Source organism: Aeribacillus sp. FSL M8-0235 (assembly GCF_038000355.1).
Taxonomy (GTDB): domain Bacteria; phylum Bacillota; class Bacilli; order Bacillales; family Aeribacillaceae; genus Aeribacillus; species Aeribacillus composti.
Genome location: NZ_JBBOBW010000001.1, coordinates 3,389,677 through 3,416,536 on the forward strand (window position 1 = coordinate 3,389,677; position 26,860 = coordinate 3,416,536).

Below are 26,860 nucleotides of genomic sequence, written 5' to 3' on the forward strand. Positions count from 1 at the left end.
TGAAATCTCCTTTCTGTATTTTAGTTATTATTTGTCCTTGGGAGCGTTGTTGGTTACAGACATAGGCTGACCCGGTTTGACAAAGAGCATTGCCAGCATTCCGATCACAACCGCCACAACAGCTGCCGCAAACATGGAAGTATAACCGTATTTGGCCACCAAATAGCCGGTCAGTGTAGGCGCTACAATGGTGGCAATATTGGTGAAAAAGTGTGTCACACCGCCAAAAGTGCCTGCCCGGTTTGGCTCCGTATCAATGATTACTGACCAGTAAACAGAGTTAGGTAGGAAGTTGAACGCATTTCCAAGTGACATCAACACCATTACAGCTACGATGCTGTCGACAGTAGGAATCAGCAGAAAACACACGGCGGTAAGAAATAGGGAAACCACGGCAAGGCCGGAACGGGCAATCCGCAAATTTCCCGTTTTGCGTCGTAGCGCATCCGATATTTTACCGCCCCACAGTACAGTGAAACAGGCTCCCACCCAGGGAATCATGCCCAGGTACCAAAGGGAACTGAGCTGAAAGTTGAATACATCTTGCAAATATTTTGGTGTCCAGGTAAGTAAGAGGAAGTTCACATATTGAAACGCAAAATAACCAATCGTATTGAAAACTAAAGTGGGATTCCGGAAAAAGTGGTACCATTTCACATTCGTATCGCCTGCTCCCACGTTTTTCTCGTTTTCCAGCAATTCGGATTTCGATCGAATCTCCTCCAGTTCTTCCTTAGACACTTTCGGATGGTCTTCCGGAAAATTGGTGAAGACTTTGTTCCATATGATGACCCAAACAATACCGATTAACCCGAGAATAATAAACATCATTTTCCAGTTAGTCAACGTAAGCAGTGTGACTGCAATAGGAGCGGTTAACAGAGCACCCAATGGGTTACCCAAAAGTCCCAGAGCCGCGACAAAGCCTCGCTCCTTGGGAGCCGCCCAGTTCGCATTAGTACGGTTGATCGTTGAAAAAGTTGGGCCTTCTGCCAAGCCAAACAGTACACGAAACACGGCAAATCCAGCTAGGGCGGAACCGCCGAACAGAGTCAGTCCGATTTCACCTGCGTAAGCGGTGCCTATTTCAAACACCGACCAGCCAAGCCCCGCGAGAATCCAGACAAATTTGGGTCCTTTGCGATCTGCCAAAACTCCTCCAAACAAAGCTCCGATCATATAACCATACCCAAAATAACCGAGTACCGCTCCCCAAGAAACGGCATCAAAACCATAAGTGGAGATGATGTCTTTTTGCGCGTAGGATATCGCGCCGCGATCCACATAGTTGATCACCACCATGAAGACGATCATCCCCATGATGAAATAACGATAATTCTTCATTCCCCCCATCCTTTCTCTGTAAAAATTTTATACACAACAATTTATATGCAAAATCCGTGCCAACTCAAAACGTCCACATCAACCATCATATTATTGCAAAAATGCATACTTTTAAATATAATCATACTATTGCAAAAATGCATACTTTTTAGCTTAATAGATTAAGCATAATGAATTGGGGAAACAAATAATGAGAATGGATTTTCGTGCAAAAATGCATATAATTTATGCATTTTTGCATAATCAAATTACCATTTAATAGGGATGTGAAGATGAATGAATATTCAGTCTGTTTTGGATGCTTTACGAAGCCCCTATGTCTTGCTTGATGTCAAGGGAACCATCCGTGCCATTTCCCTCTCGGATTATTTGGCCGAAAACTTTGAACTAGAGAATGCCGATTTTCAACAACTGGTGGATAGTGCCATGGAGGAGAAAAAAGTCAAGTTTCATTCCGTCACATTACAGGATAACAGTGAACTGTTAGTTCAATGCAATCCGGTGATGGAATACGGGCAAGTGGTGGGCGTCCTTTGCATTTTAGGAGGGGCTTTTTATGGGGATGCAGAATTGGACGAATTCCGGAATACGAGCTTAGATCTCAAAACCATCTTTGAATCTTCCTATGATGTGATTTACGTGTCGGACGGGGAGGGAGTGACGCTTCGCGTTAGTTCGGCTTGTGAGGAAATCTGGGGGAAGAAACCAGAAGAGCTGGTGGGCAGGAGTGTGCTTGATCTAGAAAAAGAAGGAATCTATAGACCATCGGTTACTCGGCTGGTTTTGGAAAGCCGAGAGAAAGTCCGTGTGATCCAAAAAACTAAAACAGGCCGGACCTTGCTCGTTGTAGGCACGCCCGTAAAGGATAAGAACGGAAAAATCGTCCGTGTCATCAATGCTTCCCGTGATATAACCGAAATTGGGAAACTCCGTGAAGAAGTACAAACCATGAAGGAAATGATGGAACGGTATAAACAAGAAATCAGCCGCTTACGTCTGCATGAAAGCTCCAGCAGCAAGTTGATTTACCGGAGTGTGGCAATGGAGAAGGTGGTGAACCAGGCACAAAAAATCTCCGGATTCGATACAACCGTGCTGATAACGGGCGAGTCCGGGGTTGGGAAAGATGTGGTGGCTTCCCTGATTCACGAATGGAGCGACCGTTCCGGGCAACCTTTTGTGAAAATCAACTGCGGGGCCATTCCTGAATCCCTGTTGGAATCGGAGTTGTTTGGCTATGAACCGGGGGCGTTCACAGGTGCGCAAAAAGGAGGGAAAACCGGCTTGTTTGAGTTAGCCCATCTCGGAACTCTTTTTTTGGACGAAGTTGCCGAACTCCCTCTCACTTTGCAAGTAAAGCTACTGCGCGTGTTACAGGAAAAAGAAATCCGGCGAATTGGCGGATTGCGTTCCATACCGGTCGATGTGCGTTTAATCGCGGCAACCAATCGCAATTTGGAGAAATTAGTGGAACAAGGAGCATTTCGGGAAGATTTATACTACCGATTGAACGTGTTCCCGATTTGGATCCCACCGTTGCGGAAGCGGGCGGAGGACATTCCATTGCTGGTTCACCATTTCGCTGTCAAATTCAATGAGCGTTACGGCCTGAATAAAAGCTTTTCAGTGGAAGCGATCGCGGAGTTACAGAAGAAACCTTGGAAGGGCAATGTGCGAGAACTTCAAAATCTGGTGGAACGTTTGATCATTTCGTCGGATGAGCCTGTAATCCGGGTTAAGGATGTCAACCATTTCTCGGCTGGTAAAGAACCCTCTCCAATCGAAATAAAAATTCACCGAGAGGTTCCTTTAAAAGAAGCAGTGGGGGCGGCAGAGAAAGCGATACTCGAATTTGCCAAAAAGAAATATGGGACGACCAGTGGCATGGCAAAGGCTTTGGAAGTGGATCAATCCACCGTCAGCCGGAAACTCAGGAAATATTCTTTATGATGAAAAACAAAGAAGGAAGCGTGTAACATCCTTCTCTTAGCGGAATTACTGTCCTTAAAAATTCCCTAGTAGGAAGGTGTCCCGCGCTGGGAACTACGGGTCTCAGGTCAGTTTTCTATAATTTAGTAAGAGTCTTGGTGGCCGCAGTCTACACCGACAGGCCGTTTCGATCTAGACTTTTTGCACCGCTACCAGTGGAGGCATCTGGATACACGTCGACAGCTAACGCTTCCATGTTGCTTATGTTCAGTTTTTTTGGCGGTCTCTAAGAGGCCATCATCGATCCTTAATAAGATTATTGAATACCTGAACGAAAGCAGCATTGAAGTGCTTATCATAAGTTTGTCCTGTACAATCTAAAAATACACGTGTTCTAAATCGGTGTTGGTTTCTGTAACCGTATGCTATCGCGACTTTAATGTTCGGATTAAATACAGTATCTATGTTAGCTCTACTATTAGTTGCTTTAAGTGGTCTAGTGGATCAAATTAAAAGAGCAAAAAATTACTCTATATGGGGTTAGATAAAATTTGGCTTAAAAAACCAAATGAAATTGGAAACCAAAAACCTAGGTATTTTTAGATCGCATGCGGAATTTTCATTGATTCTATGTAAATATTTAATTGGATCAAGGAATGCAAAAACAAGGATCAAATCCTAACAGCCAAACAAAAAATTACAAATAAGTCATCTGGGAAACGACCTTTACAATGCAAAAAGGAGGCACTCTTTCTGAATTTGCGGCTAAGTTTAAAAGGCTGTAGCTGATCGGGTAAAACTGTCAATGATTTTCAATTGTTGACACTATGATAATGTGATAGCTTTATATTTGCCCCTGTCAAATTCGCTCTTTTAAGTTCTTCGAAAAAGGAACATCAGCTAAGCGAAATTAATTCGAATATTGATCAATAAACTTCATGTCAACTTGATGCTAGTATAATTCCATGGACACATCTAAGTTAAATTTTCATATAACTGACCATAATAAAAAATGAAAGGATGTGTCCTTATGGGTAACCATAGTACTGGAAAAAAATTTAATGAAGACTTCAAAAAAATGGTTGTTGATCTTTACAACACTGGCAGCTCTGTGAAAGATTTATGCAGCGAATATGGCGTATCAGATGTATCAATCTACAGATGGATTAAGCAATATTCCCCTATCGATTTGGAAGATGGAACATCTGTCACTCCGGATGATGTTGTCAAGCTGCAAAAAGAAATCCGTCGTCTTCAGGAGGAAAACGACATTTTAAAAAAGGCTATGGCCATATTTGCGAAAAAGTAAGTCAAGACGAGCTCGTTTCTGTGATTGATCAACATAAAGACCAGTATTCCATTAAAACGCTTTGCAAAGTGTTCGAAATACCTAGAAGTACGTACTATCAATCGCTTCAACAGGTTGAGTCGAATCGTAACCGGGAAAACAAGGAATGAACCGACAAAATCATAGAAATTCATACAGAAAGCAAACAACGCTATGGTGCTCCCAAAATCCATATCACTCTTCAAAAAAAAGGCTATTTGGTGAGCCTAAAAAGAGTCCAGCGTTTGATGAAAAAAGCTGGAATTCGTTCGATCATTTCGAAAAAATACCGTCCATATTCAAGTAATCAAAGAGTGAAAGAACGAGAAAATCTATTAGAACAGGATTTTTCGACAAATTCCATTAATGAAAAATGGGTATCAGATATTACTTATATCCATACAGTGAAAGACGGTTGGTGTTATTTAGCTTCTGTACTGGATTTGCATTCTAAAAAGGTTATTGGTTATTCCTTTTTGCGGACGATGACAACGGATCTGGTGATTCAAGCTTTAGCAAACGCGTATGACACTCAAACTCCGGAAAGAGGGCTTATCATTCATACTGACCTAGGTTCTCAATATACAAGTGAAGAATTTACTAAGTATGTTCAATCCAAAGGCATGAAACAGCCATTCAGCCGCAAAGGTTGCCCATATGATAATGCGTGCATGGAATCTTTTCATGCCATTTTGAAGAAAGAAGAAATACAAAACGTCAAATATATGGATTACAGTCAGCTACATTAGCTTTATTTCAATACATTGAAGGTTGGTATAATCGAAAAAGAATTCATAGTAGCATTGGCTATAAAACCCCACAAGAGCTAGAGAACTACATTCGGCGTACCGCCTAATCACTATCTTGAGATTGTTCACCCGCTTTACATGGAATGGCAGGGCGTGGTAGGCTTGTTTGCCATGCGAAAGAAATCATTGCCCCTTTCGCCCTTCGCATAACACCACGCCGCAGAGGCTCCATGTCAAGCGACCAGCGATGTCATGAAAAATATGGCATGAGATCAAAATTAAATTTCACTTATTGGTGTGTCCAAAATATTGACTTAAATCCAAAAATAAACTTTTGACAGAAAAAAGGGAAAAGGCTTGAAGTATAAGGACTTTCCCTTCTCCCTGTTTCAATCACAAAACTTTTATTTTCATTTTCGCAAGAGTTTATTTATAATCGCAAATGTTTATTTTGGAACTACATTTTCAACGTTAATCGCGCCACACACTCCACATGCGCCGTATGCGGGAACATGTCGACTGGCTGGACCTCTTTTGTTTCGTAGCCGCCTTGTTCTAGGATGGCAATGTCACGCGCTAATGTCGCCGGGTTGCAGGAGACGTAGACGACTTTTTTTGGTTTCATTACTATAATTGTTTGAAGCAGTGAATGATCGCAGCCTTTTCGAGGAGGATCCACGACGATGACGTCTGCGCGAATTCCTTGTGCATGCCATTTGGGCATGATCTCCTCTGCTTCACCGACGGCAAATTCAACGTTCTCGATGCCGTTTAGTTTTGCATTTCGTTTGGCATCTTCAATGGCATCGGGCACAATTTCCACGCCGTACACTTTTTTAGCTTTTTGCGCAAGGAAGAGTGAAATCGTTCCGATCCCGCAATAGGCGTCGATGACCGTTTCTTCTCCTGTAAGTTCGGCGTATTCTAACGCTTTTTCGTAAAGCGCCTTCGTCTGTTCAGGGTTCACTTGGTAAAAAGATCGTGCGGAAATGGCAAACTTAATTGATCCGATGTAATCATATATATATTCCAAACCCGAAAGCAGCTTTGTTTCTTCGCCAAATATGACGTTTGTCCGTTTCGGGTTTATGTTTTGGACAATCGATCGAATGTTTGGAAATTTAGCGGTAATTTCAGCTAAAATTTTCTTTTTATGTGGAAAATCAGCTGTTCGGGTAACGAAAACAAGCATCGCTTGCTTTGTTTGATACCCGTAGCGGACAACGATATGGCGCAGCCATCCTTGATGGGTTTGTTCGTTGTAAGCCCGGATATGATAGCGGTTCAATATCGCTTTAACTTCTCGGACAATTCGATCGTTTTCCGTCTGCTGAATGAGACATCTCTCCATATCGATAATTTCGTGCGTTCTTTGCTGATAAAAGCCTGCAATCAGGGCGCCTTCCCGCTCCCCGATTGGAACCTGTGCTTTATTTCGATAATTCCAAGGATCGCTCATTCCGATCGTTGGATGAACCGTGACTTTTTCTACATCCACTTTTCCGATGCGGGCAAGCGTTTCTTTTACTATTTTTTGCTTATGGCGCAGTTGGCCGTCATAGCTTACATGCTGAAGCTGGCAGCCTCCGCATTGTTTATATATGGGACAAGGCGCATCTGCCCGATCCGGGCTTGTTTCCGATAATTTCATGAGACGTCCGTATCCATAGCCTTTTTTTACTTTGACAACTTTGACTGTTCCCTTTTCTCCAGGCAAAGCATTCGGGACAAATAAAGGAAAGCCGTTGATTTTGGCTACTCCTGCCCCGTCATGTGTTAAATCTTCAAACACTACATCGTAATAATCATTTTTCTTCACTGGTGCTTCCATGTTGTTTTCTTCCTTTTTGATCAGAATGAACTGAAAAAATTGTATCACAACCGTAAAAATGACCCAAGTGATTTTATTATTGTCATAATAGGAAATACTATTGTAATGAAAATATAAAAGGGCGGCACGTAACATTGGTTGATGAAAAATCGTCTATATTAGCTGAAGGAGTGAATTTACATGGATCAAAGTTTTAAAGAGTCACTCATCGAACAGCTTATTGCCAACGGTGTTTACAAAGGGGAAGATGGACAACAATTATATGAATTGAACGTCATTGAGTTGTTAAAACTTGTCAATAAAATTGAAAGCGATCATTACCATTATGGAAAATAAAAATTTCGTTTTTCCAGCTTGAAAGCAAGGCTGTAAAAACAGCTGCACCTTTCTTTCATTACATTTTGTTTAACAAGCTGCCTGCAAAGCTTTTGCAGTGGTTTTTTTAAGCAAAATGTTGCAGACAAGTCATATAAATCGTTGAAATTAGCGCGGGGAGCCGCATTTCATCTATTCAAAAACGGTAAAGAGCAGCCTATTCGCTGCTCTTTTCAATTGGCGCGTTTTTTTCTGCTTTTTCTTTCGACATGATGATCTCAATATATTGATACAGGTTTTCAAATTCAGCAGGCAGGAGTCCTCCGTATTCGCCGTCCAAGTTTAACTGCATTTTGTCTTCTGTCTTTACTTTTATCCGATTGGCTTTTGTATAAATTACATTTTCACTGTGAATATGCTCGCCTTTTAATGCCAAGCTGGCAAGGCGAATAAACTCTGCGAGGCTGACTTTTTTCAAAATCAGTAAATCAAACATACCATCATTTAAAATTGAGTCTGGAGCCAGCTTTTCAAACCCTCCGACCGAATTTGTCAAGCTGATTAAAAACAGCATGATCTCTCCTTGAAACAGCTTGCCATCATATTCAATTTCCACCTCTGTCGGATGGATGGAAGGGAGCATTTCAATGCCCTTTAAATAATAAGCAAGCTGTCCTAAAACGGTCTTTAATTTGCTTGGAACGTCATAAGTAAGCTCTGTTAATTTTCCGCCGCCGGCAATATTAATAAAATATTGGTTATTCACTTTTCCAATGTCTATTTTCCTTTTTACGCCGTTCAGCAGCGTATCGACTGCATGCAAAATATTGTCGCGGGGAATGCCGATTGCACGGGCAAAATCGTTTGTAGTTCCGACGGGGATGATTCCGAGCGTCGGACGATTTTCCATGACTGCGAGCCCGTTCACAACTTCGTTCACCGTACCGTCTCCACCCGCAGCGATAATGAGGTCAAACCCGCGTTCAGCAGCCTGTTTCGCTGCATTTGTCGCATCTCCTTCACCGGTAGTAGCATGGCACGATGTTTCATAGCCGGCCTCTTCAAATTTAGCAAGAACTTCAGGGAGCTGTTTTTTGAAAGCCTCTCGACCAGATGTGGGGTTATAAATGATTCTTGCGCGTTTCATTCACATCATCCTATACTATCCATTTCTATTGTAAAAATAGAATCATTAATAGATTATTCCTTTTTGCCAAAACAAACAAGTTTTTTCTATCATTTGTGTTCATTTATACTATTTTTGTCAATAAACGTTTATTCTATTTTTATTTTGATAAAACTGTTCGCCATTTAAACACTTTTTTCAAATTCCAGCTTCAAAAATTCACGGATGGGTTTTATTCCCATTTTAATACAAATAAAACACCCAGCTGCTAAGCTGAGCGTCTATTAAAATTATCGTTTCTTTATTTCTTGTAATAACAATTTGTTTACTAATTGCGGGTTGGCTTGTCCCTTCGTTTTTTTCATAATTTGACCGACTAGAAAGCCAATCGCTTTATCTTTTCCGTTTTTAAAGTCGATAACCGATTGCTCATTTTCATCCAATGTTTCGATTACAAGCTTTAAGATGGCACCTTCATCAGAAATTTGAACAAGCCCTTTTTCTTTCACGATTTTTTCAGGGTCTCCGCCTTTTTCAATCAGCTCTTTGAACACTTTTTTCGCGATTTTGGAGGAGATGGTTCCATTTTCGATCAGCTTGATCATTCCTGCAAGACTTTCCGGGGTGAGCGCCACTTCAGACAACTCTTTTTGCTCTGCATTTAAATATGCTGATACTTCTCCCATCAGCCAGTTAGAAGCTTGTTTCGCATCAGCTCCGGCTTTAACTGTTGCTTCAAAGAAATCAGACATTTCTTTCGTCATGGTCAGCACTTTAGCATCATACGCTGGGAGTCCAAGCTCTTCAACATATCGTTTTTGGCGCGCATCCGGCAGCTCCGGAATCGATGACCGGACTCTTTCTTTCCACTCATCATCAATGTAAAGAGTGACTAAATCAGGTTCAGGAAAATAACGATAATCGTCTGATCCTTCTTTAACGCGCATTAAAATCGTTTTCCCTGTAGCCTCATCAAAACGGCGTGTTTCTTGTTGAATGACGCCGCCGGATAAAAGCACTTCCGCCTGACGTTTTTCTTCATATTCGAGCCCTTTGCGCACAAAGTTAAATGAGTTTAAGTTTTTCAATTCTGTTTTTGTGCCAAATTCTTTTTGTCCGATCGGGCGGAGCGAAATGTTTGCGTCGCAGCGAAGAGATCCTTCTTCCATTTTACAGTCGGATACGCCAGTATATTGAATAATCGATTTTAATTTTTCCAAATATGCATAGGCTTCTTCAGGTGAGCGGATGTCCGGCTCTGATACAATTTCAATCAGCGGTGTTCCTTGACGGTTAAAGTCTACAAGAGAATAGCCGTCGCCAGTATGCGTCAATTTGCCAGCATCCTCTTCTAAATGAAGGCGCGTAATGCCGATTTTCTTTTTCTTTCCGTTCACTTCAATTTCAATCCAGCCGTTTTGACCGATCGGCTGATCATATTGGGAAATTTGATATGCTTTCGGGTTGTCCGGATAAAAATAGTTTTTCCGGTCAAACTTTGTATAAGTAGCCACTTCGCAGTTCAATGCCATCGCAGCTTTCATTGCGAATTCAACGGCTTCTTTATTTAAAACGGGCAAAACTCCCGGGTATCCGAGGTCAATGACCGTTGTGTTTGTATTTGGTTCAGCACCGAAAGCGTTTGGTGCACTTGAAAAGATTTTCGATTTCGTTTTCAATTCCACATGTACTTCAAGTCCGATGACCGTTTCAAAGTTCATTAGTTCTCACCCCTTACAGTTCCGGTTTTTGTTTATGGAAGTCTGTTGCTTGTTCGTATGCATGGGCAACGCGATAAACGGTGCTCTCGTCAAAATGCTTGCCGATGATTTGCAATCCCAGCGGCAGGCCGTTGGCAAATCCGCAAGGTACGGAAATAGCAGGAACTCCGGCAAGGTTCACATTGATTGTTAAAATATCGTTCGCATACATCGTGAGTGGATCGTCAATTTTTTCGCCGATTTTAAATGCTGGAGTCGGGGTTGTCGGTCCGATGATGACGTCATATTTTTCAAAAACGTCTTCAAAATCTTTTTTAATAAGCGTGCGCACTTGCTGCGCTTTTTTGTAATATGCATCATAATATCCAGAGCTTAATGCAAATGTACCGAGCATAATGCGGCGTTTTACCTCATTTCCAAAGCCTTCCGCGCGTGTTTGTTTATACATATCGATCAAGGTTTCAGCGTTGTCGGAGCGATAGCCATAGCGGACTCCGTCAAAACGGGCGAGATTCGCAGATGCTTCGGATGAGGCAAGCAAATAATATGTAGCAATACCGTATTTGGAATGCGGCAAAGATACTTCTTCCCATTCTGCGCCCAATCCTTCGAGTACTTTTAAAGCAGCCAGTACGGCCTCGCGCGACTCACGGCTTACCCCTTCACCTAAATACTCTTTCGGAACCGCAATTTTCAGCCCTTTAATATCTCCAGTTAAAGCGGATATATAATCAGGAACTTCCACATTTGCACTTGTGGAATCCATTGGATCAAGACCTGAAATGACTTGAAGAAGGTAAGCGTTGTCTTCAACAGTTCTTGTTATCGGTCCGATTTGATCTAATGAAGACGCGAATGCGACTAATCCGAAACGGGAAACTCTTCCATATGTAGGCTTCAAGCCAACAACCCCGCAGAATGCTGCCGGCTGGCGAATCGAGCCGCCTGTATCAGAGCCTAGTGCAAACGGAACTTCTCCTGCGCTGACAGCCGCTGCGCTGCCGCCGCTGGAACCGCCTGGAACCGCTTCTAAATTCCATGGGTTTTTCGTCTTTTTAAATGCGGACGTTTCAGTGGATGATCCCATCGCAAACTCATCCATGTTTAATTTGCCGATCGTAATCGCTTCAGCTTCTTCCAGCTTGCGCATAACCGTTGCATCATAAATTGGGTCAAAGTTTTCAAGAATTTTGCTTGCACAGGTTGTGCGTAAATCCTTTGTCACAATGTTATCTTTAATCCCTATCGGCATGCCAAACAATAAACCGTATGTATCTTTTTTTCCTATTTCATTATCCAGTTGTTTTGCTTTTTCCCGGGCTCGTTCTTCATCGAGGGTTAAGAAAGCTTCTACCTTTCCGTCGACTTCTTGAATGCGCTTGTAAGACTCGTCGACAAGATCGGAGACGGAAATTTCTTTTCGGTGCAGCATTTGTTTTAATTCAGATATTTTATGATCAAACAGAGCCATGTTCGCTTCGTCCTCCTTACTCAAGAATGGCTGGTACGCGGAATTGTCCGTCTTTTTGGTCAGGAGCATTTTTCAACGCAACTTCCCGTGGAAGACCCGGCTCAGGTTGATCTTCGCGCATGACATTTTTCATATCCAAAACGTGGGAAGTTGGTTGAACGTTCTCCGTATCCAATTCATTTAACTGCTCAGCAAACGTTATAATCGCGTCAAGCTGATTGGTAAACATCTCTGCTTCCTCTTCCGTAATTGCCAAGCGGGCAAGATGCGCAACATGTTTTACTTGTTCTTTCGAAATGCGTGACATTCCAATTCACCTCCACTTTTTCGAACACACTGCAATACTCTGATAATATCAAATTTTAGCCAGATAAAGCAACACCCCCGAAATGTTGAAACAATATTGCACGAAGGCAGGCTGAAAAAAGCCCCTCTTACAGATGATTTTCTTTTCATATGTAATTTTCAAAACGTCGAAGGACTTCAACCAAAAATTCAAATATAGGTACATTCGTCCAAACGTTTTATTCATTCGTGAATATAAAAATATTGTACGGTACATTATTCGGAGGTGAAAAACATGAGTTTTGGATTCGGTTCTTGTCAAGGCTACGGTTACGGAGGATATGACGGCGGATTCGGGTACGGTGGTGGATTCGGACACGGCGGCGGATTTGCCCTTATAGTAGTATTGTTCATTTTGTTGATCATTGTCGGTACTGCTTTTGTAAAGTGTTAAACACCGTTTAACCAAATGCCCGCCAAAAAACGATCAATATAAAGGTGATTTCAAAATCCCCCCTTTTTGAAATCACCTGTTTTTTTATTGAAAAACATGAACTGTCGGTTTGTCCTGCCCTGGCTCTCTAACGATGAGCGCTTCCGGACCTCTTGAAGAGTTGATGGTCACTTCCAGAGAAATATAGTTTTTGTAATATTCCACAACTTTTCCAGTTAAAAATTGCGTAAAGGCTATGACCTCTGTTTTTCCGTAAAACTGAACCGGTATTTCTATTTTCATTTGCTTCATTTCACCGTCTTGATAAAAAGCCTTCCCAATGACGCCTGTGTAGTTAGGGAAAAAGTCTTCAATATCTCCTTTTAAACGTTTAAATGTGTTGGCATCATCCGGTTTTTTCTTTGTTCCCTCTTCAGATGGGAAAAAGTAATACTCTTCGTTAATATTTTCCCACTTTCCGATATTTTCGCTTCCGCCATCAACGATTGTTCTTGCAAAAAAGTGCCCTGGAACAATCGAAGATTTAGGCGCTTGTTCGTAAAGGGAAACGACAATCGGCACTTTTTCTAATCCTTCTATATCTCGAAGCCTCTTCACAACCACTTGTGCGATTTCCTTCCCTTTCTTTTCAATGGTGGCCTTGTCTATTTTATTTTCTTTTTGGATGCCGTCTTCCGTGCGGTAATAATAAACAGAATTCAAGGCCAAACCGATCGACACTCCGCCAAGCTCAAGTGTTTTTTCATCTTTTTTTACAAGGTAATTATGTTCAAGTATATGCGTTACATAAATGGGGCTTTTTTCGGAGCTTTCTGGCGGATTTAAACCTTCATTTTTGAAAGATTTATCCTTTTTTTTCGCTTCTTCCAAATCTTTTCCTTCCAGCTTGCGGCTAAGCCAGTTTTGGACAGTTTTTTTGTCTAAATATTGTCCTTCTTGAAACACATATTTATCCGTTGGAAACTTGTCGCTGGCCATCCGCATAAGACCAGTTTCAAATTCATCAACATCAAATCTTGTATTGAGATTGCTTGCCACAAGCCCTCGCGCTTCACTCGTTTTAAAAGGCACGAGCATCTTGTAATAATCTTCCGAAATTCTGTATTTCGGTATAATTGCTTTTTCTTCCGTTGATTCTTCCGTCTCTTGTACAATTTGCTCCGGTTCTCCAATGTCCTGCGAGCATGCACTGAGCACAGCCATGCACGCTGCCGCTATGATCAAAAGTTTTTTCAAGGTACCTTCCCTCTCCTATTTCCTTAGTTCTTCAAGTAAACGAGACTCATCCCAAACCTCTATGTTTAATTCGCGAGCTTTTGCAAGCTTGCTGCCGGCATCTTCACCAGCGATTACAAGATCTGTTTTTTTGCTCACACTGCCAGTAACTTTTCCGCCTCTTGCTTCAATTTGTTCTTTTGCTTCATTGCGGGACATTTCAGCAAGCTTCCCTGTTAAAACGATTGTCTTACCGGCAAAATACGAATCCCCTTCATCTGAATTTGTCCGTTTCGGACCTTTATACGTCATATTGACGCCGAACGACTTTAATTCTTCAATCAATTCTTTTACTTCAGGCTGTTCAAAAAAAGTAGCGATGGAATCAGCCATTTTTTCTCCGATTTCCGGTATGTTGATTAATTGTTCTCTTGTCGCGCTTTGCAGCCGCTCCATTGTTTCAAAATGCTCTGCTAAAATCTTGGCGGCTTTTTCGCCGACATAGCGAATGCCTAAACCGAATAAAAGGCGCTCCAGCGAATTTTCCTTCGACCGTTCAATCGCGTGCAACAAATTATCCGTTGATTTTTCACCCATCCGTTCAAGCTGAAGCAATTGGGGTTTTGTTAATTTGTATAAATCCGCTACATCTTGAATCAAGCCTTCTTTAAACAATTGGGTGATGACGCGCTCCCCTAGTCCTTCAATATTCATCGCATTTCGGGAAACAAAATGGATGAGACCTTCGCGAATTTGCGCCGGACATTTTGGATTAATGCATCTAAGCGCAACTTCTCCTTCCAACCGGACCAGCTCGCTATTGCATTCAGGACAGTGCGAAGGCATCCGAAAATCCTGTTCATTGCCTGTTCTTCTGTCAACAAGAACATTTACAATTTCAGGAATGATGTCCCCGGCTTTTTTCACGACGACGAAGTCCCCAAGCTTAATATCTTTTTCCCGAATCAAATCTTCATTATGAAGGGAAGCTCGTTTGACGGTTGTCCCGGCAACCTTTACAGGCTCTAAGATCGCTGTTGGGGTAATGACGCCGGTGCGTCCGACAGCGAGTTCAATATCCAGCAGCTTCGTCACCACCTCTTCTGCCGGAAACTTATAGGCAATCGCCCATCTCGGGCTTTTCGCAGTTGCCCCCAGCGCTTCCTGCTGACGCAAACTATCAACCTTAATTACAACTCCGTCAATATCATACGGAAGCTGAGAGCGCTTTTCCAACAATTGATCAAGCAGCTCGATCACTTCGTCGATGTTTTTGCATTTTCTGCGTTCACGATTTGTTTTAAAGCCGAGTTCATCAAGCAAGTCCAATGCTTCACTATGAGAAGACACTCCGGTATCGCCAAGCTCTGCTATGTTATAGACGAAAATATCTAAATTTCGTTTCGCGGCAATTTTTGGGTCTAGCTGGCGCAAGGAACCAGCCGCAGCGTTTCTCGGATTGGCAAACGGAACTTCCCCTTTTGCAATGCGCTCCTCATTTAATTTCTCAAATGATGCTTTCGGCATAAATGCTTCCCCGCGCACTTCCATCGATAAATTTTTCTTTAGTCTCAAAGGGATCGAGCGGATCGTTTTTAAATTTTCCGTGATATCTTCCCCCGTCGTGCCGTCTCCTCGTGTTGATCCTTGTACAAACAGGCCGTTTTCATATCGAAGGGAAACCGCAAGCCCGTCAATTTTCAGCTCCACTACATATTCGACATCCCCAACTGCTTGGCGGACTCGCCTGTCAAAGTCACGCAAGTCCTGCTCATTAAAAGCGTTTGCCAAACTTAGCATCGGCACGCGGTGCGCCACTTTTCGGAAAGCATCTAAAACAGCGCCCCCCACCCGCTGGGAGGGAGAATCAGGGGTTTTCAGCTCTGGATATTTTTCTTCAAGTTCTATTAGTTCTCTCATGAGGCGGTCATACTCTGCGTCAGGAACAGACGGATTGTCAAGAACGTGATATTCATAATTATATTGATTCAAAAGCTTGTGCAATTCTTTTACACGGTTTTCTGCCGTACGTTTGTCCATATGTGTCAATTCCTTCCTTCAAATAGTTACTGTACTTTTTCAATTGGTGCAAATTTAGCAAGCAACCGTTTTATGCCGACAGGACTTGGAAATGCCACGTCAAGTTCTTGATCCTCCCCATCGCCTTTCACTCGGACGACAACACCGACACCCCATTTTCCGTGCACGGCTTTATCACCTACTGACCAAGCCTTTACATCTCCTCCCGTTGATTTGGCTCCGATTGTTCTATTTAGTTTCGGCTTTGGAGATTTCTTTTCATTTAAGTCTTCTAAAACCTCTTTCGGCATCTCTTCAATAAAACGAGATTCCGGGTTCATGTTTGTTCTTCCAAAAAGGGTCCTCATTTTCGCATTTGTTACATACAATTCTTCCTCTGCCCGCGTTATCCCGACGTATGCCAGCCGGCGCTCTTCCTCCATTTCCGCCTCTTCCATCAAGGCTCGGTTGTGAGGAAATACACCTTCTTCCATCCCGATCATAAATACAACCGGAAACTCTAAACCTTTTGCCGAATGGATCGTCATCAATAACACGGAATCTTTCTGCTCCGATTGCTCTTCATCAATGCGGTCAATGTCCGCAATCAAGGCCAAATCCGTTAAAAAGGCGACGAGGCTTTTGTCCTCATTTTGCTTTTCAAAGTTTTGAGTTACAGATAAAAATTCATCAATGTTCTCTAAACGACCTTGGGCTTCCAATGTTTTTTCCTGCTTAAGCATCTCCCTGTAGCCGGTTCTGTCAAGAATCTCTTCCACAAGCTCAGTAACAGACACATAGTCTTGCATTTGTGACAGCTGCTGGATCAATTCACGGAATTCCGTCAACACTTTCATAGCACGAGTGCTGACCCCGATATGTTCCATTTCTTCTAAAGCAGCAAACATCGAGATACCTTGCTGGGCTGCATAATTCATTATTTTTTCAACGGTTGATGCACCGATGCCCCGTTTCGGAACATTGATGATTCGCACCAAACTAATATCATCATTCTGGTTTGCCACTAGACGCATGTATGCAAGAATATCCTTGATTTCTTTCCGGTCATAGAACTTTATGCCGCCGACAATTTTATAATCAATATTCGATTTTAACAGCACTTCCTCTATGACACGGGACTGTGCATTTGTACGGTACAATACAGCAATATCGGAAAGTCTTCTTTTGCCCGATTGGACGAGCTCTTGAATTTGCTTGGCGACAAACTGGGCCTCCCCAATTTCGTGATCAGCCCGGTAGTAAATAATTTTTTTCCCCTCAGGGTTTTCCGTCCATAAATTTTTCGGCTTTCTGTTCATATTATTTTTAATGACTTCATTAGCCGCATGCAAAATACGCTTGGTAGAACGATAATTTTGTTCAAGCAAAATCACTTTAGCGTTCGGATAATCTTTTTCAAACGATAAAATGTTTCCGATGTCCGCCCCTCGCCAGCGATAAATCGATTGATCCGAATCGCCGACAACACAAATATTTTGAAAACGGGATGCCAGCATCTTTACAAGCGTGTATTGTGCGCGGTTTGTATCTTGATATTCATCAACATGAATGTATTGAAATTTCCGCTGATAATATTCGAGTACTTCTGGAACACGTTGAAAAAGCAGTATCGTTGACATAATGAGGTCATCAAAATCAAGAGCTTGGTTTTTCAACAATTTTTTTTGGTAGTCGATATAGATATCGCTGACAATTTGCTCCCACACATCTCCTGCTTGACGAGCAAATTCCTCCGGGGAAATGAGATCGTTTTTCGCGCTGCTGATAGTGCCGAGAATAGCTCGAGGATCATATTTTTTAGGATCAATGTTTCGTTCTTTTAAAATTCCTTTGATGACAGACAATTGGTCTGATGTATCCAATATCGTAAAATTGCGATTGACGCCGATCCGGTCAATATCTCGGCGAAGGATTCGCACGCACATCGAGTGAAAAGTGGAAATCCATATTTCCTCAGCACCAGGGCCAAGCAGTTGTTCAATCCGGTCTTTCATTTCCCTCGCTGCTTTATTTGTGAAGGTAATAGCAAGAATATTCCAAGGTGCTACTCCTTTTTCTGCCATTAAATAAGCGATCCGGTGGGTGAGAACCCTTGTCTTGCCGCTGCCTGCACCCGCCATGATTAAAAGAGGACCTTCCGTATGTTTCGTCGCTTTTTGCTGCTGTTCATTCAAACCTGAGAGGAGCTGCTCAGTCAAAAAATGCATTCAACACTCACCTCATTTTCACTTTCTTTACCCTTTAACAGCGCGGACAGTTTCAAGCGCTGATTGTAAATTTTCATAAATGGCATTCCCGACAACGATGATGTCAGCGTGCTCGGCCATTTCTTTTGCTTGCGCAGCATTTTGAATGCCGCCCCCATAAATAAGCCTAGTATTCGTTAAAACCGATTTCGCTGCTTTTACTGCTTCAACATTGCCGTACGTTCCGCTATATTCTAAATAAAAGAGCGGAAGATGAAACATGTTTTCCGCCATTCTCGCATACGCTTTAATATCATCCACATTAAGCTCCGTCTTTGCTTCGGTCAATTTTGCGGCTTTGCACTCTCCATTTAAAATGCAATAACCTTCCATTAAAATATCATTCCAGTTCATAATGTCACCAAACTCTTTCATTGCTTGGTGATGCAGCTCCGTAATCCATGTAGTATTTCGGCTGTTTAAAACCGTCGGAATAAAATACAAATCAAATCCAGGAACAATTGCTTCTAAGTTCGATACTTCCAGCACGCATGGAACGAGAAAACGCCGCACCCGCGAAAGCAAAGAAAGAACATTATCTTCCGTTACATTGTCGCTTCCTCCAATGATAACAGCGTCCGTTTTCGATTCGCAAATTTTTTCAAGCTGTTCATCGGAAATGGTTTTATTCGGATCGAGCTTAAACACATGTCTCCACTCGTTCACATCATACATACATAATCCTCCATTTCATATACCATTTCATTATTATATCAAATTATAATAGGACAAAAAAATGGGGAATCAATGAAAGTCTGTAGATGTTTAGAAAGAGTTTTTTTAATGGGAGGGGATTTTCAAGCTAAATTGAAGAAGCCTTTCAGAGTTTTAAAAGTTCTAAACTAAAAAAGAGCTGCTGATTTCATCCAGCAGCCCAATTTATGACGAAGCGTTGTCATCTTTAATTCTTTCAAGCGCCATTGCATAAGCATCATTTCCGTAATTCAAGCACCGTTTTACCCGGGAGATAGTCGCTGTCGATGCACCTGTTTCTGTTTCAATTTTATGATACGTATAGCCTTCCTGTAGCATTCTTGCAACTTCAAACCGTTGGGCAAGCGATTGGATTTCATTGACGGTGCAAAGATCATCAAAAAAACGGTAGCATTCCTCCAAATCTCTTAAAGAAAGGATAGCCCGGAACAATTGGTCTAACTCTCTCCCCCGCAGCTTGTCAATTTGCATGCATCATTCTCCTTTCTCAGCTAAATTTTGAAAAGCCTGATCCAAATCTGGCACGATATTGATCCAAGTATGGCCGGGAACTAATTTTACTTGTTCTTCATTTTCATAAGGAAGGATGCGTCCGTTCACATTTTTCCAATCGACCCTTTTCATCATACCTTTTTGCAAAAGAATCCCTTCGCCCCCAGAGTTTAAATCAATCGTTCTGCGGCCGTAATCATCAAGGAAACGATGATCCATTTGGACAATAAAAATGTTGTCTAAAAGAACAGGTTCTTCCGTTTCCCGATCGACTGTCAGTTCGTCCCCGGAATACCGCTTATAGCGGCCTAGCTGCTGATCGAAAGCATATTTAATGCGCCATTCCGGTTTAGAACCATAAGAAACAACGGCTTCTAACATTTCTTCTCCAGAAATGCCGTTTATTTCTTCATCTGAAAGAAAAGGCAGCGGGGCAACTTCCTTTGTCATTGAATACCCGTTTTCTTTTGCTCCTTTTACGACATTTTCAAAAGAAATATACGAGTTATGAGGAGCTTTCCGGGTTGAATCCCGCCAAAACAGCGTACCATCATAAAACAGACCGTTTAAATAGTCTAGATGCTCTGACTCCAGCATTTCTTTAGCAGTGGGACTCCAGCCGTGACTGATATAAATTGCTTCATACCCTTTACTCAAATCGACAAAATATTCCCGCGCACTTCTGACTGGACCGATAATTTTTGGCTTCTCGCTTTGATAAATGGCTAAAAAGCGCGTGATCGTGCCTTCAGCTAAAGCCTCGTAAACAATATCCGCTTTATTTAATCCTGATTGAGGCCTCGCTTTCGGATGGTTGTTAATCGTGACAGCAATTGGGCGGCTGTCAATATTTCCGGTCGCAGCATTTCCTGTCAAAGGGCTTACGGCTGTTTCTTTTTCAATTGGCTGATTTTCAGATGATGACGGTTCGTCATTTGTTTTCTCTTTTTCTTTTTCATTCGTGCAAGCTGTTATAAAGACAAAGAAAAGCATCGTAAATAAAATCAATGTCCTTTTCATTCATTCACAACCTTAACTAATTTATCCCTTTTATATTTTAACGTATTATTGTCGGAAAGAGTATTGTTTTTTTCATAACATCATAAATTCCTTCCTGTGTAATCCGAATATATGGTAAATGTGTGGAAGATAAAAAGAGCAGGCTGTGAATCGGGTCTAAAAATTTATAGCCCTTTTCTCTCATAATCTGGACCAAACCATTTTCTTCCTTAATGACCTCTTTAAATTCTTTCGATGACGCAGCGCCGTTAATGTTAAGAGGCATTTCATAAATCACTTGGCCATTTTCCGTTAATACTATTCCACCGCCGATTTCTTTCAATCTGGAAAATGCATGCATCATATCTTGTTTGTTTTTCCCTATCAACACCACATCTCCAGTCGTTGAATAAGTGCTTGCAAAGCCTTTTATCCCCTTTGCGAAGCCTTTTAACATTGTATTGATCCGCCATTTCCCTTTTTTATCGATGACAGCGAGGAAGCTTTCGTCATGATCTAGCGGAAGTTCATCAACGAAGTTGTCAATAGTGATGGAATACGGCTCAATAATAACCGTGTTTCTCATTTTTAATCCCATCGGCATAGAAAATTGAAGATCATCCATTGTCAAATCCCAATCAAGTTCAAGCGGTGCAACTTCATATTTGTTCCAGTCTGCTTGAGGGAAATGATCAAACACCTGACCGTCCTTATGAATCCATTTCCCTTTCGCCAAAACAGCCACTGGGTTCGGGTTATTTTTCGCTTCCAGAAAATTTATGGAGGCTAACCTGCCAGGACCGATTACTCCCAATTTTGAATCAAGCATATAATATCTAGCAACATTGTACGTTGCCATTTTATAAGCCTCAAACTCTGGAATTCCGGCCTCCAGCGCTATTTGAATGGTCTGATTAATCATTCCATTTTCATAAAAAGCAGGCGTTGAACCATCCGTTGTAAAAAACATTTCGTCAAAACGATTAACTCCAAATGCAAGCAGCTCTTCCAACAATTTCGGCAAATCCGGCCGTATTGAAGAATAGCGGAGCGGCACGCTGTATCCGCATAACAATCGATTATATACTTCTTCTCCGCTAATAGATTCGTGATCGGAATCGACACCAAATAATTTCATTTTTGTCAATGTTTTTCGAGAAGCCCCTGGAAAATGGCCTTCTACACGCTTCCCGACCTTTTTTGTCTCATGAATCCAGTGTAAAAACAAGTCATCCCCTAAAAGAAGCTTTGGCCAGCCTGTCAATTCTCCTCCTTGAATAACGGCTGGATGCTCGATCCATTGTTTCACGACATCTGGCGGAATGAGTTGATCTTCTTCTCTGCATTCCGTTTGTAAGTCATAGCGGGCCCACCAAAAAAACTGAACTGGAGAAGATTGCATATCTTCAACAAAAGAAAACGCTTTCTTTTTTGGGAATTGTAATAGCAAAAATAGGTTATCGCATATTAGTGTTGTAGTTCCCGTTTGCGATACATGTTGTGCAAGCGAATGAGGATTATATAATTGAAACGGATGGGCGTGCGGTTCAATATAGCCAGGAACTAAATAAAGTCCTTTGCAATCAAATATTTCCGTATTTGCTGTTTTTTCCGGCTCTTCATTGCCGACATAAATAATGCGGTCTTTATAAATCCAAATATTTGACTTCACCCACTGGTTTAAATATGGATGTAAAAATACTGCATTTTTCAACCACAAGGTTGGTGCTAATCTATTTGAAACGACATCTATATGTTCACGAATTTCATGGGCTTTCCAAAAAGCACCAGATCGCATGATCTGCTCAGTCCTCCTCAATTAAAAGTAATTACTCAAAATAGTGACTCTGTTACTTTATATATTAACATATGAAAAATATTAAAGCACTAAAGTTTCTTACAAAATTTTGAACTTGGGATAACGGTGCAGAGGCTTTCTTGATTGATCGTTTCCTAATAGAAGAAACGCTGGTTTATTTTTAATAATGAGCGGTCAAAATAGGAAGTTGTTTAAGAAGAAGCTATGTCAAAAATGCCGATTACATTCCTTTATAAAATGAAAAGGACAGGAACATCCTCCTGTCCCATTGGAAAGGTTTATAAAATATGTGGTAGATATGTCTTTTATTTATTAGTATTCATCGGTTCGGAATATTGAAAGCCAAATTCGTTATAATGCGCGATAGCCGATGTCTTTACGATAAAACAAACCTTCCGTCTCAAGCTCTTTTAATTGCTTGTACACTTTTTCTTGCGCATTTTTTAAATTATCTCCAAATGACGCCACAAGGTATACACGACCCCCGTCTGTTACAAATTGGCCGCCTTCCTCTTTTGTTCCGGCATGGAATAAAAGGGCATCCGCACCAACCTTTAACAAACCGATCGGTGTTCCTTTCTTATAGCTGCCCGGATAGCCTTCCGCCGCCACAACGACTCCCAACACCGCTTGATCTGTCCATTCAAGTTCAACCGGTTCTCCTTTTAACACTTTCAACATCACATCGATAAGGTCTGATTTTAGTCGAGGAAGAACTACCTGTGTTTCTGGATCTCCAAAACGCGCATTGAATTCAATCACCTTCGGGCCGTCTTTTGTCAGCATGAGGCCGGCATAAAGAATACCGGTAAATGCCGCTCCTTCATTTTTCAAAGCTTTCGCTACCGGCTTTAAAATTTTCTCTACAGACTCATGAACAACATCATCAGAAATTTGCGGGACAGGAGAATAAGCCCCCATTCCACCTGTATTCGGTCCTTTGTCTCCGTCAAAGGCCCGCTTATGATCCTGCGCAATCACCATCGGGTAAATGTTTTCTCCGTTTACGAAAGCCATAAGGGAAAACTCTTCACCTGTCAAAAATTCTTCAATTACAACGGATTTTCCTGCTTCTCCCAGCTTATTTTCCTTTAAATAGCCGGACAGCGTGTCAATTGCTTCTTCATTTGTCATCGCAACAACGACACCTTTTCCCGCCGCAAGCCCATCCGCTTTAATCACAATCGGGGCGCCTTTTTCTTCTACATATTGCTTCGCTTTGGCAAAATCAGAGAACGTTTCATAATTGGCAGTCGGAATGTTATATTTTTTCATTAAATTTTTTGCAAATGATTTGCTTCCTTCAATAATTGCCGCTTCTTTCCTCGGTCCGAATACAGTTAATCCAGCGTCTTCAAATTCGTTGACAATACCGTTCATTAAAGGAATTTCAGGACCAACAATGGTTAAATCAATGTTGTTTGTTTTGGCAAATTGGATCAATTCGTCTGTTTGTTCTTCTGAAATCGGAACTCTTATTGCAACGTCTTTCATACCATCATTGCCAGGCGCGACATACACTTTTTCAACGAGAGGGCTTTTGGCCGCCTTCCAAGCGATCGCATGCTCACGGCCCCCTTTTCCAATAACAAGTACTTTCATCATCAGTCATCCCCTTTCTTAATGTTTGAAATGACGGACTCCAGTAAAGACCATTGCAATTCCGTATTCATCCGCTTTTTTTATCGAATCTTCATCGCGAATGGATCCGCCTGGTTGTATGATTGCTGTAACCCCTGCTTTCGCTGCTTCTTCAACGGTGTCAGGCATTGGGAAGAACGCATCTGATGCAAGTGCACTGCCTTTCGCTTTCTCGCCAGCCTGTGCAATCGCAATTTTTGCAGCACCAACCCGGTTCATTTGGCCTGCACCAACACCAACGGTCATTTCATCTTTTGCCAAAACAATCGCATTTGACTTGACGTGCTTCACGACTTTCCAGCCAAGCTTTAAGTCCTTCCATTCTTGTTCAGTCGGCTGTCTTTTTGTTGGGATTGAAATGTTCGCGTCATCGAGCGTATAAATATCTTGATCTTGAACAAGAAGGCCGCCGTAAACAGATGTCAGCTGCTTCTCCGGTTGGAATTTTTTCGAAAAGTCGATCGTTAACAATCGAATATTTTTCTTTTTCGTTAATATTTCAAGAGCTTCTTGGCTAAACGAAGGGGCAATGATAATTTCTAAAAAAATTTCGCTCATTTTTTCAGCCGTTTTCTGATCAACTTCACGATTCAGTGCAACAATGCCGCCGAAAATTGAAGTCGGGTCCGCCTCATATGCCCGATTATAAGCTTCAAAAATGGTTTCACCTGCGCCGACGCCGCACGGATTCATATGCTTAACAGCGACCGCTGCCGGTCCATCAAATTCTTTGACAATGCTAAGTGCCGCATCCGCATCTTTAATGTTGTTATACGACAATTCCTTTCCATGGAGCTGGATGGCTTCGGCAATAGATGATGGAGGCGTGATCGGCTTTTTATAGAACGTTGCCTGTTGGTGAGGATTTTCCCCATAACGAAGGGATTGCTTCCTTTCAAATGTCACAGTAATCGATTCAGGCTCTTCTTCTCCTGCCTGCTCTGTTAAATATTCCGCAATCAGTGCATCGTATGCAGCAGTATGACGGAATACTTTGGCAGCCAACTTCCGTTTTGTTTCTATGCTTACTTCTCCGTTCTCTTTCAGTTCGGCTAAAATGACGGGATAATCTTCAGGATCAACGACAACCACTACATCTTGGTGATTTTTTGCAGCAGCCCGAAGCATCGTCGGCCCGCCGATGTCAATGTTCTCGATCGCTTCCTCAAAAGTCACGCCATCTTTGGCAATTGTCTCTTTAAACGGATATAAATTCACAACGACTAAGTCAATCGGTTGAATACCGTTTTCCTCCATCTGCTTCATATGGATATCATTGCTGCGAACCGCTAGCAGCCCCCCGTGAATAACAGGATGCAGCGTTTTAACTCTTCCGTCCATAATTTCCGGAAAACCGGTTACTTCCTGAATTCCAATGACATCTATTCCATTTTCCTCAAGAAGCTTTTTCGTTCCGCCAGTGGAGATTACTTCGATCCCAAGATTGACAAGCTCTTGCACAAACGGAATGATGTTTGCTTTATTAGATACACTGACAATTGCCCGTCTGATTGTCATGCTTTCACCTCTAATTTTTCTAAAATTTTTCCTATTGTTTCAGGATAAAATGAATGCTCGATTTTATGGATTTTCTCTGCAAGTGTATTAGCATCATCATCTTCGCTGATTTCAACCGCACGCTGAGCGATGATCGGGCCTGTATCCATTCCTTCATCAACATAATGGATGGTGACACCCGTAATTTTTACGCCGGCACGGAGCGCTTGTTCAATTGCATGTTTTCCCGGAAATGCAGGAAGCAAGGAAGGATGTATATTCACAATTCTCCCCGCAAAAGCGTCAAGAAGAGTGTGGCCGATTAAACGCATGTAGCCGGCCAGCACGATAAAGTCCACTTGATAGTGCCTCAATTGCTGTAAAATATCTTCTTCAAACTGTTCCTTCGACTCATATTGCTTCGGATCAAAAACAAAAGCAGGAATCTGCTCCTTTTCTGCCCGCTCCACTACTTTAGCACCGGGTTTATCACAGACTAAAAGCATCACATTTGCTTTTAGCTTCCCGCTCTTTACATGGTCTACAATCGCTTGGAAATTAGAGCCGCTCCCGGATGCAAACACCGCGATCCGCTTCATGAAAAAGGCCCTCCTTTCAGCCGAATTCCGCTTCCTTCTTTTACCCGGCCGATGAGAAAAGCCTTTTCTCCCAGCTTTTCAAGCTTATTGAGGCACTGCTGAACAACATCTTCTTCGACCGCCAGAACAAAGCCGATTCCCATATTGAACACTTCAAACATTTCAGACAAATCGATATTTCCTTGCTGTTGAATAAAGGTAAAAATCGGATGAATCGGCCATGAACCGAAATCGATTTCTGCTCCAAGCCCTTCCGGAAGCATTCTCGGGATGTTTTCAATAAACCCTCCTCCGGTAATATGGGCCATGCCGTCAACTTTATATGCTTTCACAAGCGGCAGGACAGAAGAAACATAAATTTTTGTCGGCTTTAGCAATTCTTCTCCGAGCGTTTCGGTTAGAGGCTCGTATATTTCATGTAAATCAAGCTTATTTTCTTCCAAAAGCACTTTGCGAACGAGTGAATAACCGTTTGAATGGATGCCGTTTGATGAAAGGCCGATGAGAAAGTGCCCAGGCTTGATCCGTTCGCCTGTGACAATGTTTTCTTTCTCGACAACACCGACAGCAAAGCCGGCAATGTCGTATTCATCTTCATCATATACGCCGGGCATTTCCGCTGTTTCTCCACCGATGAGCGCACAACCCGCCTGCAGGCAGCCATCGGCAACACCTTTAACAATTTTTTCAATTTTTTCAGGGTCTGCTTTCCCGAGCCCCAAATAGTCCAGGAAAAAAAGCGGCTCCGCACCTTGTGCCAAAATGTCGTTTACACACATAGCCACAGCGTCTATTCCAATCGTATCGTGTTTATCCGCCATAAAGGCAAGCTTCAGCTTCGTTCCCACTCCGTCTGTTCCAGAAACAAGCACCGGCTCCTTATATCCTAAGCTTGCCAGATCAAACATTCCGCCAAAACTGCCGATCCCTCCTAAAACACCGGGACGCTTCGTTTTTTCCACATGCTTTTTCATGCGGCGAACTGCTTCATAGCCCGCATGAATGTCCACACCTGCTTCTCTATACGCTTTGGACATGAATTATCC

The 26,860-nt window shown here is 42.2% G+C and carries 20 protein-coding genes and 1 pseudogene; 4 read left to right on the forward strand and 17 right to left on the reverse strand.

What is annotated here, in order from left to right; translation table 11 throughout:
* Positions 1–27 precede the first annotated feature (27 nt).
* Positions 28–1,344, reverse strand: coding sequence for an MFS transporter (locus tag NSQ71_RS16510; protein ID WP_340734263.1), 1,317 nt, complete (start codon positions 1,342–1,344; stop codon positions 28–30).
* Between the two features lie 276 nt (positions 1,345–1,620).
* Here NSQ71_RS16510 and NSQ71_RS16515 point away from each other — a divergent pair, with 276 nt between their 5' ends.
* Positions 1,621–3,294: a sigma-54 interaction domain-containing protein gene (locus NSQ71_RS16515; protein ID WP_340734264.1), complete on the forward strand. Its 1,674-nt coding sequence runs from the start codon at positions 1,621–1,623 to the stop codon at positions 3,292–3,294.
* A gap of 1,009 nt (positions 3,295–4,303) precedes the next feature.
* Positions 4,304–5,456: pseudogene (locus NSQ71_RS16520) on the forward strand (IS3 family transposase).
* 350 nt (positions 5,457–5,806) lie between these two features.
* Here NSQ71_RS16520 and rlmD read toward each other — a convergent pair.
* Positions 5,807–7,180 (reverse strand): 23S rRNA (uracil(1939)-C(5))-methyltransferase RlmD, encoded by a 1,374-nt coding sequence (gene rlmD / locus NSQ71_RS16525; RefSeq protein WP_340734265.1) that lies wholly within the window; start codon positions 7,178–7,180, stop codon positions 5,807–5,809.
* Positions 7,181–7,360: 180 nt separating this feature from the next.
* Between rlmD and NSQ71_RS16530 the strand changes: the two genes are divergently transcribed.
* The gene (locus NSQ71_RS16530) at positions 7,361–7,516 is read left to right on the forward strand and encodes a Fur-regulated basic protein FbpA (protein ID WP_082829588.1); all 156 of its coding nucleotides are present in this window, start codon (positions 7,361–7,363) and stop codon (positions 7,514–7,516) included.
* Between the two features lie 196 nt (positions 7,517–7,712).
* Here NSQ71_RS16530 and NSQ71_RS16535 read toward each other — a convergent pair whose 3' ends face one another.
* The 4 genes from NSQ71_RS16535 to gatC form a co-directional block, all read right to left on the reverse strand.
* Entirely contained in the window at positions 7,713–8,642 is a 930-nt protein-coding gene (locus tag NSQ71_RS16535) for a diacylglycerol kinase (protein ID WP_063388805.1), read from the reverse strand.
* A gap of 269 nt (positions 8,643–8,911) precedes the next feature.
* The gene (gene gatB / locus NSQ71_RS16540) at positions 8,912–10,342 is read right to left on the reverse strand and encodes an Asp-tRNA(Asn)/Glu-tRNA(Gln) amidotransferase subunit GatB (RefSeq protein WP_144597463.1); all 1,431 of its coding nucleotides are present in this window, start codon (positions 10,340–10,342) and stop codon (positions 8,912–8,914) included.
* 13 nt (positions 10,343–10,355) lie between these two features.
* Positions 10,356–11,813 carry an Asp-tRNA(Asn)/Glu-tRNA(Gln) amidotransferase subunit GatA gene (gatA, locus tag NSQ71_RS16545; protein WP_094244375.1) on the reverse strand — a complete coding sequence of 486 codons (1,458 nt, stop codon included), beginning with the start codon at positions 11,811–11,813 and terminating at the stop codon, positions 10,356–10,358.
* Positions 11,814–11,829: 16 nt separating this feature from the next.
* Entirely contained in the window at positions 11,830–12,120 is a 291-nt protein-coding gene (gene gatC, locus NSQ71_RS16550) for an Asp-tRNA(Asn)/Glu-tRNA(Gln) amidotransferase subunit GatC (RefSeq protein ID WP_063388808.1), read from the reverse strand.
* Between the two features lie 273 nt (positions 12,121–12,393).
* Here gatC and NSQ71_RS16555 point away from each other — a divergent pair, with 273 nt between their 5' ends.
* On the forward strand, positions 12,394–12,552 hold the full coding sequence (locus NSQ71_RS16555; protein ID WP_340734266.1) for a YjcZ family sporulation protein: 159 nt from the start codon (positions 12,394–12,396) through the stop codon (positions 12,550–12,552).
* Positions 12,553–12,636: 84 nt separating this feature from the next.
* On the opposite strand, the gene NSQ71_RS16560 is transcribed toward NSQ71_RS16555, so the two are convergent.
* The 11 genes from NSQ71_RS16560 to purM form a co-directional block, all read right to left on the reverse strand.
* Complete coding sequence (locus tag NSQ71_RS16560) at positions 12,637–13,788, reverse strand: CamS family sex pheromone protein (RefSeq protein WP_066250778.1); 1,152 nt, start codon at positions 13,786–13,788, stop codon at positions 12,637–12,639.
* Positions 13,789–13,803: 15 nt separating this feature from the next.
* Positions 13,804–15,807: an NAD-dependent DNA ligase LigA gene (ligA, locus tag NSQ71_RS16565; RefSeq protein ID WP_066250775.1), complete on the reverse strand. Its 2,004-nt coding sequence runs from the start codon at positions 15,805–15,807 to the stop codon at positions 13,804–13,806.
* Positions 15,808–15,833: 26 nt separating this feature from the next.
* Complete coding sequence (gene pcrA, locus NSQ71_RS16570; protein ID WP_339210477.1) at positions 15,834–18,014, reverse strand: DNA helicase PcrA; 2,181 nt, start codon at positions 18,012–18,014, stop codon at positions 15,834–15,836.
* Positions 18,015–18,041: 27 nt separating this feature from the next.
* Positions 18,042–18,728 carry a heptaprenylglyceryl phosphate synthase gene (locus tag NSQ71_RS16575; RefSeq protein ID WP_339210479.1) on the reverse strand — a complete coding sequence of 229 codons (687 nt, stop codon included), beginning with the start codon at positions 18,726–18,728 and terminating at the stop codon, positions 18,042–18,044.
* A 204-nt stretch (positions 18,729–18,932) separates the two neighbouring features.
* Positions 18,933–19,238, reverse strand: coding sequence for a YerC/YecD family TrpR-related protein (locus NSQ71_RS16580; protein WP_063388817.1), 306 nt, complete (start codon positions 19,236–19,238; stop codon positions 18,933–18,935).
* Between the two features lie 3 nt (positions 19,239–19,241).
* Entirely contained in the window at positions 19,242–20,279 is a 1,038-nt protein-coding gene (locus tag NSQ71_RS16585) for a DUF3048 domain-containing protein (RefSeq protein WP_339210481.1), read from the reverse strand.
* 37 nt (positions 20,280–20,316) lie between these two features.
* Entirely contained in the window at positions 20,317–22,056 is a 1,740-nt protein-coding gene (locus tag NSQ71_RS16590; protein ID WP_339210483.1) for an adenine deaminase C-terminal domain-containing protein, read from the reverse strand.
* A gap of 372 nt (positions 22,057–22,428) precedes the next feature.
* On the reverse strand, positions 22,429–23,679 hold the full coding sequence (purD, locus tag NSQ71_RS16595) for a phosphoribosylamine--glycine ligase (protein ID WP_117017208.1): 1,251 nt from the start codon (positions 23,677–23,679) through the stop codon (positions 22,429–22,431).
* Between the two features lie 18 nt (positions 23,680–23,697).
* Positions 23,698–25,236 carry a bifunctional phosphoribosylaminoimidazolecarboxamide formyltransferase/IMP cyclohydrolase gene (gene purH / locus NSQ71_RS16600; protein WP_339210485.1) on the reverse strand — a complete coding sequence of 513 codons (1,539 nt, stop codon included), beginning with the start codon at positions 25,234–25,236 and terminating at the stop codon, positions 23,698–23,700.
* Entirely contained in the window at positions 25,233–25,814 is a 582-nt protein-coding gene (gene purN / locus NSQ71_RS16605) for a phosphoribosylglycinamide formyltransferase (RefSeq protein ID WP_066252087.1), read from the reverse strand. The genes purH and purN overlap by 4 nt, the downstream gene beginning before the upstream one ends.
* Positions 25,811–26,851, reverse strand: coding sequence for a phosphoribosylformylglycinamidine cyclo-ligase (gene purM / locus NSQ71_RS16610; RefSeq protein ID WP_339210487.1), 1,041 nt, complete (start codon positions 26,849–26,851; stop codon positions 25,811–25,813). Before purM ends, purN begins: the two co-directional genes overlap by 4 nt.
* Between the last annotated feature and the right edge of the window lie 9 nt (positions 26,852–26,860).

Excerpts from the sequence above, each read along its gene's own strand:
- NSQ71_RS16510 (WP_340734263.1), bottom strand. The coding sequence starts at position 1,344 with ATGAAGAATTATCGTTATTTCATCATGGGGATGATCGTCTTCATGGTG.
- NSQ71_RS16515 (WP_340734264.1), top strand. The coding sequence starts at position 1,621 with ATGAATATTCAGTCTGTTTTGGATGCTTTACGAAGCCCCTATGTCTTG.
- rlmD (WP_340734265.1), bottom strand. The coding sequence starts at position 7,180 with ATGGAAGCACCAGTGAAGAAAAATGATTATTACGATGTAGTGTTTGAA.
- NSQ71_RS16530 (WP_082829588.1), top strand. The coding sequence starts at position 7,361 with ATGGATCAAAGTTTTAAAGAGTCACTCATCGAACAGCTTATTGCCAAC.
- NSQ71_RS16535 (WP_063388805.1), bottom strand. The coding sequence starts at position 8,642 with ATGAAACGCGCAAGAATCATTTATAACCCCACATCTGGTCGAGAGGCT.
- gatB (WP_144597463.1), bottom strand. The coding sequence starts at position 10,342 with ATGAACTTTGAAACGGTCATCGGACTTGAAGTACATGTGGAATTGAAA.
- gatA (WP_094244375.1), bottom strand. The coding sequence starts at position 11,813 with ATGGCTCTGTTTGATCATAAAATATCTGAATTAAAACAAATGCTGCAC.
- gatC (WP_063388808.1), bottom strand. The coding sequence starts at position 12,120 with ATGTCACGCATTTCGAAAGAACAAGTAAAACATGTTGCGCATCTTGCC.
- NSQ71_RS16555 (WP_340734266.1), top strand. The coding sequence starts at position 12,394 with ATGAGTTTTGGATTCGGTTCTTGTCAAGGCTACGGTTACGGAGGATAT.
- ligA (WP_066250775.1), bottom strand. The coding sequence starts at position 15,807 with ATGGACAAACGTACGGCAGAAAACCGTGTAAAAGAATTGCACAAGCTT.
- pcrA (WP_339210477.1), bottom strand. The coding sequence starts at position 18,014 with ATGCATTTTTTGACTGAGCAGCTCCTCTCAGGTTTGAATGAACAGCAG.
- NSQ71_RS16575 (WP_339210479.1), bottom strand. The coding sequence starts at position 18,728 with ATGTATGATGTGAACGAGTGGAGACATGTGTTTAAGCTCGATCCGAAT.
- NSQ71_RS16580 (WP_063388817.1), bottom strand. The coding sequence starts at position 19,238 with ATGCAAATTGACAAGCTGCGGGGGAGAGAGTTAGACCAATTGTTCCGG.
- NSQ71_RS16585 (WP_339210481.1), bottom strand. The coding sequence starts at position 20,279 with ATGAAAAGGACATTGATTTTATTTACGATGCTTTTCTTTGTCTTTATA.
- NSQ71_RS16590 (WP_339210483.1), bottom strand. The coding sequence starts at position 22,056 with ATGCGATCTGGTGCTTTTTGGAAAGCCCATGAAATTCGTGAACATATA.
- purD (WP_117017208.1), bottom strand. The coding sequence starts at position 23,679 with ATGAAAGTACTTGTTATTGGAAAAGGGGGCCGTGAGCATGCGATCGCT.
- purH (WP_339210485.1), bottom strand. The coding sequence starts at position 25,236 with ATGACAATCAGACGGGCAATTGTCAGTGTATCTAATAAAGCAAACATC.
- purN (WP_066252087.1), bottom strand. The coding sequence starts at position 25,814 with ATGAAGCGGATCGCGGTGTTTGCATCCGGGAGCGGCTCTAATTTCCAA.
- purM (WP_339210487.1), bottom strand. The coding sequence starts at position 26,851 with ATGTCCAAAGCGTATAGAGAAGCAGGTGTGGACATTCATGCGGGCTAT.